Genomic DNA, 13,068 nt, shown 5'->3' with positions numbered 1-13,068 from the left:
TATACGCAACTGTCCCGAAACTGGATTCGCCGGATTCAAAAAATCATGCAAGATGTGGGATAACCACAAGATGATGCTGCACTTGCTGCAGCTATCGAAAGAAAATGAAGTAAGCCGATAGGCCGGATTCTGTTACGACGCTCAAGCTTGCGCCCTCGCGTTATGACAGCCATTCCTCTAGGCGCTGAATTGCTCCAGCGCTCCAGCTCTCTACCCGCACGCTCCGCGAGCAACATCAACGCGTGCCTATTTGAGATTGCTCCGAGTGGAGGTTACCGCGTTTCACCGTAACTTAATACGCTCGTCTCTGTGGCCCTATTCCTCGCCTCGCGGCGGACGGCCGTTAACCGTCACCCTGCTCTATGGAGTCCGGACCTTCCTCCCGCCGGCGCCTTGCAGCGCCAGCCAGCGGCTGTCTGGCTTACTTCAGGCGGCATTCTACCGCAATGCGCAGCCAGGCTCGCCGATACTATGCTGATATTTCGCTATTATTTGATTATGGGCAGCGATTTACCGCGCCCGGCTCGGTCCGGCGATGCCAAATTGGCATGAGACAGACGCCCTGCGCCTACGTATAGTATCCAGGAATTATTGCAGTGCAAAACCGCAAGCGCAAACGGATCGACGGCGCAGCGGCTTGCCGCGACGTCATTCAATACTTGCGCAACAGGATAGAACAAATGCATATCTGCGTACTTGGCGCCGGCATCATCGGCGTGACCTCCGCCTACCGTTTGCTGGAAGCCGGCCATCAGGTGACCCTGGTCGATGCGGCGGCGCAGCCCGGCAGCCAGACCAGCCTGGGCAACGGCGCGCAGCTGAGCTACTCGTACGTGGCGCCGCTGGCCGATCCCTCGGTGTGGACGCACTGGCCGGAATATCTGTTCAGCGCCGATTCGCCGCTGACCCTGCGGCCGAAAATGGATACGGCGCAGTGGCGCTGGCTGCTCAAATTCCTCCGCGCCTGCAACAGCAAGCGCGTGCGCCAGACCACCATAGCCCTGCTGCACCTGTCTTCCTTCAGCCGCGATCAATTGCGGCAACTGACCACGGTCGTCCCGCTCGACTTCCAGCATCGCACCGCCGGCAAGCTGGTGCTCTACAGCGACGCCAAGGGCCTGGAAGGCGCGCGCCGGCAAATCGACTTCCAGGCGCAGCATGGTTGCGAACAAGAGATCATCGACGCCGTCCGTTGCCTGCAGATCGAGCCGGCGCTGGCCGACGCCAAACGCGACTGGGCCGGCGGCGTGTATACCCCGAGCGAAGAAGCCGGCGATTGCGCCAGGTTCTGCCAACAGCTGGTGGCGGCGATGGCGCAGCAGCCAGGCTTCCGCTTTGCCCACTCGCAACGCATCGGCAAACTGGAAATGCGTGCTGGCGCACTGACCGCGGTGCATGCCGGCGCTGAAAAAATCGAGGCCGAAGCCTTCGTGCTGGCGCTCGGCGCCGACAGCGCCGGCTTTGCGCGCCAGGCAGGATTTTCACTGCCGCTGTATCCGCTCAAGGGTTACAGCATCACCATTCCCTTGAACGACGCCAGCCACCAGGCTGCGGCGCCGCAAGTGTCGATCACCGACCTTTCCAAGAAAATCGTCTACGCGCGGCTCGGCAACCGCCTGCGCGTCGCCGGACGGGTGGAACTGGTCGGCATGGATCGCAGCATACCGGCCGCCGCCATCGACGAACTGAAGCGCGGCGTCGGCGAACTGTTTCCCGGCTGCGCCGATCTGTCGGATAGCGCGAACCTGTCGCCATGGGCCGGATTCCGGCCGGCGACGCCGAGCGGCGTGCCTATCGTCGGCGCCTCGCCGCTGAAAAACCTGTACCTGAACGTCGGCCACGGCAGCCTAGGCTGGACCCTGGCGCACGGCAGCGCGAGCCTGCTAGCGCAGCTGATCGCCGGCGAGGCTACCGCCATCGACGCCAACCCCTTTGCATTCAAACCCTAACCCGCGGCCGAGGACAAACATGAAACTCATCACCAACCAGCAAGTCGCCGAACTGATCAACACCGGCGATGCAATAGACGCCATGCGCCAGGCTTTCAAGGGCATAGGCCAAGGCGCCCAGCAAGCACGCATGCGCACCAGCGCCGCCGGCAGCAACGGCCCTATCATGATGTCCAGCATGGGCGCCCTGCTGCCCGCCGCCGGCATCGCTGGCTACAAGGTCTACACCACCATCAATGGCAAATTCCATTTCGTCACCGTGCTGTTCTCCACCGAAGACGGCCGGCCATTGGCTGCGATTGAATCCGACACCATGACCGGCTTGCGCACCGCAGCCGCCACCGCCGTCGCCGCCGACTACCTAGCCAACAAGGATACCGCCACGCTATCCGTGATCGGCACCGGCGTCCAGGGCCACTCGCATGTGCCGGCCTTGCTGGCGGTGCGCAAGTTCAAGGAAATCCTGATCGCCGGCCGCAGTGGCCAGCAGCAGTTTGCCGAGCAGATCACGCAACAGACCGGCGTGCCGGCGCGCGCCGTCAGCATCGACGAGGCAGCGCAAGCGGGCGACGTGGTGGTGACCGTCACGCGTTCCGCCGAACCGCTGTTTGCCGGAGATTTGCTGAAGCCCGGCGCTTTCGTCGCCGCCGTCGGCGCCAGCAAAGGCAACCTGCGCGAACTCGACGACCGCGCGATTGTCCGCGCCAATGCGCTGGTGGTGGAATGGAAGCCGCAAGCACAGCAGGAAGCCGGCGACCTGCTGCTATGCCAGCCCGGCACTTTCGCTTGGGAGAATGTGTGGGAACTGGGACAGATTGTCGACGGCAGCAGCGGCTACCAGCGCCAACCCGACGACCTGGTGATCTACAAGGCGATCGGCGTCGGCGTCGAAGACATTGCCCTGTCCGGCCTGGTCTACCGGCGCGCATGCGAGCGCTTCGGCTGGTAACAGGGCTTATCCTTGCCCGCTTGGCGGCATCACTTGCCGCCGCCAGGCCGGCGGTCTAGAATCGGGCTCTCACTGTCGGCGGCGCTGCAAATCGCCGCCGGCAGTCAATGCACGATTACCGACGACCAGCACACATGGAATTCCACTTACTCAGCTTCATGAAGACGGTGCTCTTTGTGCTGGCGGCGCTGCTGCCGATCATGAACCCGCCCGGCGGCGCCCCGATTTTCCACTCGCTGACCATCACCGCCTCCGACGCCACCCGCAATTCACTGGCGCGCCGGGTCGCCATCAATTCCTTCCTGCTGCTGGTAGGCGGCATGTTCATCGGCACCCACGTGCTAGCCTTCTTCGGCTTGTCGCTGCCGGTAGTCAAGGTTGCCGGCGGCCTGCTGGTGGTGGCCACCTCCTGGAAAATGCTGAACTCCGACGAAATGCCGAAAGGCGAAGCGGTGCCGGAGTCGCTCTGGACCGAGGAGCTGGCGTCAAAGAAAGCGTTCTATCCGCTGGCTTTTCCGCTAACTGTGGGACCGGGTTCGATCTCAGTCGCCATCACCCTGGGCGCCGGCGTTCGCGTGCCCAACGTGCCGCTGCCGCTATCGCTGGTGGCCGCCGTAGTCGGCCTGGCGCTGGCGGCGCTGACGGTCTATCTGAGCAACCGCTTTGCCGGAGTATTGATCCGCCTGCTGGGCGATACCGGCACCACCGTGATGCAGCGTATGACCTCGTTCATCCTGCTGTGCATCGGCGTGCAAATCCTGTGGGATGGCGTCAGCGGTCTCTTGATGTTATGGCAAGCGCATTGATTTAAGCGTGGACAAAGCGAGTGCTGATGATAAGATTATTGCCTCACCAACCCACACGGAGAACACAATGCTCAAGAAAATCATGGTCATTGCAGCAATGTTTGGCATGTTTGGCGCAATATCCGCTTGCAACACGGTAGCAGGCGTGGGTAAGGATGTGCAAACCGGCGGTGAAAAGGTGCAGGATGCTGCGCAGGATGTGCAGAAGAAAATGTAATTCCGGGAGAATAGGCATGGGGCGGGCAGTGTTATCGGTCGCTCCTTGCCGGCCCCCATTTCCGTAATATCTGGTTATTAAGAATCGCTTCGCAAATCGGACTCGGACAAAAATTTCACCTCGCATTTGGCTACGCCAATCAGCGTCAGACATACACATCCAATTTTAGAGTCGTTCCAATCCCCCAGAAATGACGATCATCGAACTGCCTTTTCGAGCAACAACTGAGCAGGCTTGCCACTGGCTTGCACAGCAGACTGGCGAGCCATGGACATTGGCGCGCATGATAGAAAACGGCTTGACGCCCTACGTTTGGCTGGACTATGACGCCGACTATCCGGCGCTCTTCGGCGACGCCAACGGCGGTTATGCGGCGCCGATCTTTTTCGAAGGCGACACCAGACGGCTCGCGGCCGGGAGCGAAGATGTGCTCATCACGATCACCAAAGACGTCTATAAGATCGTGGCACAACTCAAGCCGCCAGGATTTCGCAGGGCCTTGCATGAGTTGCGTTTCCTGAAGAAGGATCTGGAGCGCATGCCAGGCAAGCTAAAGCGCGAGGCCGAAGCCAAGTCCAAACCAGTCAAGATCGAAGCGGCAATGGAGTCACAGACTGGCATCAACAAAGAGCAAGTGCTGATGGCATTTTCCAGCCTGGTGAAAATTGATTTGGCGCAGGCCCTTAGCGATGGCGGCGGCATATTCGGCGATGAAGGTGCAAGGGTTAAAGGCAACGCTAAAAGAGCAAAAAACAAGGTCGTGTGGAACCCGGTCACTTTGGCGCTGGGATTAAACGATGTGTATCGGGTGCCAATACCGCACCTGAAAAGAGCATTTAATGCGCATGATTTTTTGTACACATGGGCTACGGAATGGAATCATTCTCTGGCGCTGCTGGGGAAATAAGGCGCCGATCCACACACTTCAGGAGAACTTATGTTTGACCACGTCAAATTCGGAGTCAGCGACTATGCAGCGAGCAAAGCGTTCTTCCTCAAGGCACTCGAACCGCTCGGCGTAGCTGTTGTTTCGGAGGGGCCGCCGACGTACGGTGTCGAGCTTAGCCCAAAGGGTAAGGCTTCATTGTGCCTGCACCAAACCGAGGAAAGGCCGGCGCATCTTCACCTGGCGTTCACGGCCGAGAATCGCCAGCAAGTCGAAGCTTTCTATCGCGCGGCTCTGGAGGCAGGTGGCAAAGACAATGGTGCGCCTGGTCTGCGCCCGCACTACCACGCGAACTACTATGCAGCATTTGTCATTGGTCCGGACGGGCACAACATCGAAGTGGTTTGCCAAGAACCCGAGGCCTAACCCTTCCATCGAGGGGCGTTCAGGATTTGAATTGACACTTGATGTCGGGGCAAGTTTGAGATGCTACACTTTAAGCCTCAGTCCAACGGGCGCCACAGAAATCGGCGCCACGCCGCGTTCCGACATGCGGACACTGCGTACCTCGCTCCACGTAATACAAGCCACTTCAGGTGCAAAATCGGCCTGTATAAATGCACGCATTCCGAGCGCCCATAAAAAACCCGACTTGTCGTCGGGCTCTTTATGCTTACGATGAAGCTGCTACTCAGCAAAATTTGCTGAAATCAGGCTTGCGCCGCTCAAAAAATGCCGTAAATGCTTCCGCCGCTTCAGGTGCCTTCAGCATGGCGCCAAAATGTTCGACCTCCTGCGCCATCCGTGCTTCCACCTCAGCAGTCTGACCACCCTTCATCAACCGCTTGGTGATGCGGATAGACGCTGCCGGCAAGGCTACCAGCTTGGCCGCCTGCGCCTGCGCAAACGCCAGCAGTTCTTCCGCCGGCAAGACCTTGTTGACCAGGCCCATGGATGCAGCTTCTTCTGCCGTGAAGGCTTCGCCCAGCAGCAGCTTTTCCGCCGCGCGCTGATAGCCGGCGATCTGCGGCAGGATCAGGCTGGAGGCCGCTTCAGGGCACAAACCCAGTTGCGTGAACGGCATCGAGAAACGGGCGTTGTCGGCTGCGTACACCAGGTCGCAATGCATCAGCAGGGTGGTGCCGATGCCGACCGCGGCGCCGGCCACTGCCGCTACCATCGGCTTGCTGGCGTGGCTGATCTGCCACAGGAACTGGAACACCGGGCTGTCGGTGCCGGTCGGCCGGTTCTTCATGAAATCTTCGAGGTCGTTGCCGGCGCTGAAGATCTGCGGCTTGCCGACGAACAGGATGGCGCGTACTACGTTATCGGTCTCGGCGTCTTTCAAGGCGTCGACCATGGTCTGGTACATGGCGGCGGTGATCGCATTCTTCTTTTCGAGACGGTTGAATTCAATCGTCAGAATGCCGTTTTCCTTGCTGGTCAAAATATCCATCTGGTACTCCATTTATCACTACAACACGTTCGATAGAATAGGTCGTAAAACCACGGTCTTCCAGTTCGCCACAGGCGCGAGAACAAGGCGCATGGCGCGCAGACAGTACGCTAGTACGGCAAGCGCCATGCAACGCGGTTATCGCGCCTGTGGCGGACTGGAAGACAAAAAAGCCGTGCGAAGGATGGCTGCACGGCTTTTTTGTTTTTTACGATTGCTTATGACAATCTGCTAATTCAAACGATTACATGCGTTCGAAGATACCAGCAGCGCCCATGCCGGCACCAACGCACATGGTGACCATGCCGTACTTCTGGTTGCGGCGGCGGATGCCGTGGATCGCAGTGGCGGCGCGGATGGCGCCGGTTGCGCCCAGCGGGTGGCCCAACGCAATTGCGCCGCCCAGCGGGTTGACCTTGGATGGATCCAGGCCGAGGTCCTGGATCACTGCCAGCGCTTGCGCTGCGAATGCTTCATTCAATTCGATCCAATCCAGCTGATCCTGAGTGAGACCGGCGGCGCGCAGTGCTGCCGGGATCGCTTCCTTAGGACCGATGCCCATGATTTCCGGCGGTACGCCGCGTACTGCGAACGAGACGAAGCGGGCCAGCGGGGTCAGGTTGAATTCCTTTAGGATTTTTTCGCTGACCAGGATCAGGGCGCCGGCGCCATCCGACATTTGCGAGCTGTTGCCTGCTGTGACAGTGCCTTTGGCAGCAAACACTGCCTTCAGCTTGCCCAGCGTTTCCATGCTCGACTCGGCGCGTGCGCCTTCGTCGCGGTCGACGGTGCGGTTCTTCAGATCGATCTCGCCGGTCGCCAGGTTCGGAAAGCGCTCGATGATGTCGAAGGAAGTGGTTTCATCCTTGAACTCGCCAGCCTGCTGGCCGGCGATGGCGCGGCGGTGCGATTCCACCGAAAACGCGTCTTGCGCTTCGCGCGAAACTTTCCATTGCTGGGCGACTTTTTCCGCAGTCAGACCCATGCCGTAGGCCATGCCGACGTTTTCATCCGAGAACGCGTTCATATTGACCGATGGATGGAAACCCATCATCGGCACCATCGACATCGATTCGGCGCCGCCGGCGATCATGACATCAGCCTCGCCGACGCGGATGCGGTCGGCAGCCATGGCGATCGCGGTGATGCCGGATGCGCAGTAGCGGTTGACGGTGACGCCGCCGATGGTGTTCGGCAGGCCGGCCAGCAGCACGGCGTTACGCGCCATGTTCAAGCCTTGTGCGCCTTCCGGGAAAGAACAGCCGATGATGGCGTCCTGCACCAGCTTAGGATCCAGCCCTGGCACTTGCGCCATGGCGGATTGCATGACGCGCACCAGCAGGTCGTCCGGGCGGGTGTTCTTGAACATGCCGCGCGGCGCCTTGCCGATTGGCGTACGGGTAGCGGAAACGATATACGCTTCTTGAAGTTGTTTGCTCATTTTGATCTCCTGATCAGTTGGGGACAGAGTAATTCGCCACGCTGCGGTGGCTCTTAAACTCTGTCCCGCAAATAGTTAACTTAGTTGCGCACTGGCTTACCGGTCTGCATCATGCCCATGATCCGCTCTTGCGTCTTAGGGTTGTTCAGCAGTTCGACGAACGCTTTGCGCTCCAGGTCCAGCAACCATTGTTCATTCACGATGCTGCCTTCGTTGACTTCGCCGCCGCAAACGATGTTGGCAATCATGTGGCCCAGTTTGTAGTCATGTGCCGAGATGAAGCCGCCGTCACGCATGTTGACCAGCTGCGCCAGGATGGTGGCGATGCCGTCGCGGCCTACGACTGCGATCTGCGCCTTCAGCGGTGGACGGTAGCCAGCGTCGAACATGGCGCGTGCTTCAACCTTGGCCACATGCAGCAGCTCGTAAGCGTTGAACACGATCACATCGGTGGCTTTCAGATAACCCATGCTTTGCGCTTGCAAGGCCGACTTCGAGACATTGGCTGTCGCTGCATTCATGAAGGACGTCTTCAGGAATTGCAGGATGTCGTTGCCCTTGGCGTCGTTGGCTGCGCGTACTGCCGCTTCCTTCAGGCCGCCGCCGGCAGGGATCAGGCCAACGCCGACTTCGACCAGGCCGATGTACGATTCGATCGATGCGACGCGCTTGGCTGTGTGCAGCGCCAATTCGCAACCACCGCCCAGCGCCAGGCCGGCCACTGCAGCAACCACCGGTACGCTGGCGTACTTGAGACCCATGAAGGCTTGCTGCAATTCGGCGACCATCGGCTCGATCGCCTTGGCGCCGCCCGACATGAACAAAGGCAGCATCGATTGCAGGTCGGCGCCGGCAGAGAATGCGCCGCCTTCGGCTGCATCCGCGTGCCACAGCACCAGGCCCTTGTAGTTCTTTTCTGCTTCAGCGACGGCTTTGTTCAGGCCAGCGATAACGCCAGGTCCGATCACGTGCATCTTGGTCTTGAAGGACAGGACCAGGACGTCGTCGTTCTGGTGCCATGCGCGTACCGAGTCGTCTTCGAAGACGGTAGTGCCGGCAGTCTTGCCGTCGGCCACGCCTTCACCCAGCAACGGTGCGCGGAATACCTGGCGCTCGTAGACTGGCAAAGTGGAACGGGCAACATTGGCTTTCTTCGCTGGCGAGTAGGAACCGTCGGCAGCGTGCACGCCGGTGCGGCCGTCGAATACCCAGGCTGGCAGCGGTGCATTGCACAGCGCCTTGCCGGCGTCGATGTCTTCCTTGACCCAGCCGGCGATCTGCTTCCAGTCGGCCGATTGCCAGATTTCGAAAGGACCTACGCTCCAGCCGAAGCCCCAGCGCATGGCGAAATCGATGTCGCGCGCGTTGTCGGCGATCGACTCCATGTGGACCGCGATGTAGTGGAAGCCGTCACGGAAGATGGACCACAGGAATTGCGCTTGCGGGTTGGTCGATTCGCGCAGGGTTTTCATGCGCTTGACCGGATCCTTGTCTTTCAGGATGCGCGCCACCAGCTCGTCGGCCTTGCCGCCGCCGGTAACATACTCGCCCTTGGCGGCGTCGATGCGCAGGATGTCCTTGCCGACCTTCTTGTAGAAGCCGGCGCCGGTCTTCTGGCCCAGCGCGCCCTGCTCGACCAGTTTGGCCAGCAGCGGCGGCGTCGCGTATACGCCGTAGAAAGGATCGTCCTTCAGGGTGTCCTGCATGGTCTTGATTACATGGCCCATGGTGTCCAGGCCAACCACGTCGGCGGTACGGAAGGTACCCGACTTGGCGCGGCCCAGCTTGGCGCCGGTCAGATCATCGACGACATCGACCGACAGGCCGAATTTTTCAGCCTGGTGAGCTGTCGACAAGATGCCGAACACGCCCACGCGGTTGGCGATGAAGTTAGGGGTATCTTTAGCGCGGACCACGCCCTTGCCCAGCGTAGTCGCCAGGAAGCCTTCCAGCTGATCGAGGATCTCTGGCTTGGTGGTGGCGGTCGGGATCAGTTCCACCAGGTGCATATAGCGTGGCGGGTTGAAGAAGTGGACGCCGCAGAAGCGTGCCTTCAGTTCGGCGTCGAAACCTTCCGACAATGCGGTGATCGACAGGCCGGAGGTGTTGGAGGCAAAAATCGCGTTCGGCGCAATGTGCGGCGCGACCTTCTTGTACAGGTCATGCTTCCAGTCCATGCGTTCAGCGATGGCTTCGATGATCAGGTCGCAGCCGGCCAGCACGTCCAGGTTGTCTTCGTAGTTGGCGACTTCGATCAGCGATGCGTCATCCTTGTTGCCGAGCGGCGCAGGGCTGAGTTTCTTCAGGTTTTCGATGGCGCGCAGGACGATGCCGTTTTTCGGGCCTTCCTTGGCGGGCAGATCGAACAGCACCACCGGCACCTTGGCGTTCAGGCAGTGGGCGGCGATTTGCGCGCCCATCACGCCGGCGCCGAGGACGGCGACTTTTTTAACGATGAAATTCGACACTTGTTTCTCCTTGGTCAGTCTGTTGGGAGTGCAGGCCCGCGCTGTTCGCGCCAGGCCCGCCCTACTGCTTATTTAGAACAAATCCATTAGAACAAATCCGCGTCCAGCGCCATCAGGCTGCCCGAACCGGAACGTGCCTGACGAATCAGCATTGCGGTTTCCGGCAGCAGGCGGGCGAAGTAGAAACGTGCGGTCGCCAGCTTGGAAACGTAGAACTTGTCGCCTGAATCTTGCTTGGCCAAAGCGATCTTTGCCATTTGCGCAAAGAAGTAGGCGTACACCAGGTGGCCAACTACGCGCAGGTAAGGTACTGCTGCTGCGCCGGCTTCGTCCGGATTCTGGAAAGCCTTCATGCCGATTTCCATGGTCAGCTTGCTGACCTTGTCGCCGAGGTCGGCCAACGGCGTGATGAATTCCGACAGCGCTTCGTCGGCGCCGTTCTCTTCGATGAAAGCCTGCACCTTGGCGCCGAATTTCTTCAGCTTGGCGCCGTTGTCCATCAACACCTTGCGGCCCAGCAGATCGAGCGACTGGATGGTGTTGGTGCCTTCATAGATCATGTTGATGCGGGCATCGCGCACATACTGCTCCATGCCCCACTCGGCGATGAAACCGTGGCCGCCGTACACCTGCATGCATTCCGATGTCGCAACCCAGGCATTGTCGGTGATGAAGGCCTTGATCACTGGCGTCAGCAGGGCGACCTCATCGGCGCAGTCCTTGCGCACTTGCTCGTCCGGGTGGTTCAGTTCCTTGTCCAGCTGCAGCGCGACGTAAGAACAGAAAGCGCGTGCGCCTTCAGCATACGCTTTTGCGGTCAACAGCATGCGGCGCACGTCTGGATGGACGATGATAGGATCGGCTGGCCGGTCTGGCGCCTTGATGCCGGACAGGCTACGCATCTGGATGCGGTCCTTGGCGTACACCAGTGCGTTCTGGTAAGCCACTTCAGTCAGACCCAGGCCTTGCATGCCGACGCCGAGGCGGGCTGCGTTCATGAACACGAACATCGCGTTCAAGCCCTTGTGCGGGCCGCCGATGATCCAGCCGGTAGCGCCGTCCAGATTCATCTGGCAGGTCGAGTTGCCATGGATGCCCATTTTTTCTTCGATCGCGCCGCAGGTGATCGGATTGCGCGCACCCAGCGAGCCGTCTGCGTTCGGCAGGAACTTCGGCACCAGGAACAGGGAAATGCCCTTGGACCCTTCCGGTGCGCCTGGCAGGCGCGCCAGCACCAGATGCAGGATGTTGGCCGACATGTCGTGCTCGCCGGCGGAGATGAAAATCTTGCTGCCGGTGATGCTGTAGGAACCGTCGGCTTGCGGCTCGGCTTTCGAGCGCAGCATGCCGAGGTCGGTACCGCAATGCGATTCGGTCAGGCACATGGTGCCGGTCCATTCGCCGGACACCAGCTTAGGCAGGTACAGCGCTTGCTGCTCCGGCGTGCCGTGTGCGTGCAGGCACTCGTAGGCGCCGTGCGACAAGCCCGGGTACATGGTCCAGGCCTGGTTGGCCGAGTTCATCATTTCGTAGAACGAATTGTTGATCACCAGTGGCAGGCCTTGGCCGCCGAATTCAGGATCGCAGGCCAGCGATGGCCAGCCGGCTTCCACATACTGCTTGTAGGCTTCCTTGAAACCCTTTGGCGCAGTGACGGTGTGGGTAGCCTTGTCGTGGTGGCAGCCTTCACGGTCGCCGGAATGGTTCAGCGGGAACAATACCTGGGAGGTAAATTTACCGCCCTCTTCCAGCACTTGATTGATGATGTCGGCATCAATCTCGGCATGCTTCGGCAATTGTTTCAGTTCATCTTCTACATGCAGCAACTCGTGCATGACGAATTGCATATCCCGCAGTGGCGCGACGTATTGACCCATGGTGCTCTCCTGATGATTGACTTTATTGGATTGGTCTGGCTGCCGATTTGGCAGCGATTTTTTGATTCGTTTTTTGATTCTGCGATACCGCCTTGCCGACAGTTGCCGACGGCTGCGCGTTGCGGTAGCTGTCGATCAGGCGGTCAAAGCCTTTTTGCGCGCGCTCCACGCTGCCGGCCTTCTTGAGAAAACGGGCGTCATGGTGCAGGCCCAGGATCAGCCCGTACATTTCATACACTAGCTGGTCGGCGTCGGTATCGGCCCGCAGATGGCCGGCCTCGACCGCCTGCAAGGCGCAACGGTGCAAAGCCAGCTGCCAGGTGCGCACCATGGTCACCAGCTGTTCGCGGATTTCACCAGGCCGGTCGTCATACTCGACCGCGCCGCTGATATAGATGCAGCCCGAGGCGATTTCAATCGTCACCTGGCGGATCCAGCGCGCAAACATGCACTCCAGGCGCGGCAAGCCACGTGCTTCCTTGATGCTGGGATAGAACACTTCTTGTTCGAACTGGCGGTGGTACAGCTTGACCACTTCGATCTGCAGGTCTTCACGCGAGCCGAAATGGGCGAACACGCCAGACTTGCTCATGTTCATTTTTTCAGCCAGCAAACCGATGGTCAGGCCTTCGAGACCGTCGCGGCTGGCCAGCGTGATGGCGACATCCAGGATCGCTGCGCGCGTCATTTCGCCTTTACGCATGAATTTTGGCGGCGTGTCGGTATGTGCCACGATAGTCCTGTCTCTGCCTGGTTGGCTCTGGTTAGCTTTGGTTATGAGCGGCGCCTGCTCACTTTGGCATGATGGTTTTACTCATGCCGGCAAGAATGCGAACGCTCGTACTATTATGCACCAGAATCGAAATGTCAAACAGCGACTTAGAGGGGCAGTTCTACCGAGAGCTCCTTCGAATTTGATCGGGAGTTCATTTGCGCTGCTTGAGTCCGACGCCTGGCGTGTGCCGCAACGCCGCCAGCGCGGGGGAAACGCTCCGGGCGGTTCCACGCTACCGGGAAAA

At 59.8% G+C, this 13,068-nt stretch carries 11 protein-coding genes and 1 other RNA gene; 6 read left to right on the top strand and 6 right to left on the bottom strand.

Going from position 1 to position 13,068, the window contains the following annotated elements; all coding sequences use genetic code 11:
• Positions 1–102: 102 nt before the first annotated feature.
• An RNA gene (rnpB, locus tag BCF11_RS13875) (RNase P RNA component class A) lies at positions 103–428 on the bottom strand.
• A 252-nt stretch (positions 429–680) separates the two neighbouring features.
• Between rnpB and BCF11_RS13870 the strand changes: the two genes are divergently transcribed.
• The 6 genes from BCF11_RS13870 (at position 681) to BCF11_RS13845 (ending at position 5,233) form a co-directional block, all read left to right on the top strand.
• Positions 681–1,949 carry a D-amino acid dehydrogenase gene (locus BCF11_RS13870; protein ID WP_098497499.1) on the top strand — a complete coding sequence of 423 codons (1,269 nt, stop codon included), beginning with the start codon at positions 681–683 and terminating at the stop codon, positions 1,947–1,949.
• Between the two features lie 19 nt (positions 1,950–1,968).
• Positions 1,969–2,898, top strand: coding sequence for an ornithine cyclodeaminase family protein (locus BCF11_RS13865; protein WP_098495247.1), 930 nt, complete (start codon positions 1,969–1,971; stop codon positions 2,896–2,898).
• Between the two features lie 134 nt (positions 2,899–3,032).
• The gene (locus BCF11_RS13860; protein WP_098495246.1) at positions 3,033–3,704 is read left to right on the top strand and encodes a MarC family protein; all 672 of its coding nucleotides are present in this window, start codon (positions 3,033–3,035) and stop codon (positions 3,702–3,704) included.
• Positions 3,705–3,801: 97 nt separating this feature from the next.
• On the top strand, positions 3,802–3,921 hold the full coding sequence (locus BCF11_RS13855; protein ID WP_335340133.1) for an entericidin A/B family lipoprotein: 120 nt from the start codon (positions 3,802–3,804) through the stop codon (positions 3,919–3,921).
• Between the two features lie 190 nt (positions 3,922–4,111).
• A complete protein-coding gene (locus BCF11_RS13850; RefSeq protein WP_098495244.1) occupies positions 4,112–4,828 on the top strand; it encodes a hypothetical protein in 717 nt (238 codons plus the stop codon).
• Between the two features lie 30 nt (positions 4,829–4,858).
• Positions 4,859–5,233: a VOC family protein gene (locus BCF11_RS13845; RefSeq protein WP_098495243.1), complete on the top strand. Its 375-nt coding sequence runs from the start codon at positions 4,859–4,861 to the stop codon at positions 5,231–5,233.
• Positions 5,234–5,498: 265 nt separating this feature from the next.
• On the opposite strand, the gene BCF11_RS13840 is transcribed toward BCF11_RS13845, so the two are convergent.
• From BCF11_RS13840 to BCF11_RS13820, 5 genes are all read right to left on the bottom strand, one after another.
• Entirely contained in the window at positions 5,499–6,263 is a 765-nt protein-coding gene (locus BCF11_RS13840) for an enoyl-CoA hydratase (RefSeq protein ID WP_098495242.1), read from the bottom strand.
• 244 nt (positions 6,264–6,507) lie between these two features.
• Positions 6,508–7,704, bottom strand: a complete 1,197-nt coding sequence (locus BCF11_RS13835) for an acetyl-CoA C-acyltransferase (RefSeq protein WP_098495241.1) — start codon at positions 7,702–7,704, stop codon at positions 6,508–6,510.
• Between the two features lie 80 nt (positions 7,705–7,784).
• Positions 7,785–10,172, bottom strand: coding sequence for a 3-hydroxyacyl-CoA dehydrogenase/enoyl-CoA hydratase family protein (locus tag BCF11_RS13830; protein WP_098495240.1), 2,388 nt, complete (start codon positions 10,170–10,172; stop codon positions 7,785–7,787).
• An 86-nt stretch (positions 10,173–10,258) separates the two neighbouring features.
• Positions 10,259–12,049: an acyl-CoA dehydrogenase C-terminal domain-containing protein gene (locus tag BCF11_RS13825; protein ID WP_098495239.1), complete on the bottom strand. Its 1,791-nt coding sequence runs from the start codon at positions 12,047–12,049 to the stop codon at positions 10,259–10,261.
• 22 nt (positions 12,050–12,071) lie between these two features.
• A complete protein-coding gene (locus BCF11_RS13820) occupies positions 12,072–12,752 on the bottom strand; it encodes a TetR/AcrR family transcriptional regulator (protein WP_098497498.1) in 681 nt (226 codons plus the stop codon).
• Positions 12,753–13,068 lie beyond the last annotated feature (316 nt).

The sequence above is a fragment of the Collimonas sp. PA-H2 genome (assembly GCF_002564105.1).
Lineage (GTDB): Bacteria > Pseudomonadota > Gammaproteobacteria > Burkholderiales > Burkholderiaceae_D > Collimonas.
The sequence above is the reverse complement of the archived record's forward strand: the minus strand, read 5'-3'. Positions and strand labels throughout refer to the sequence as shown.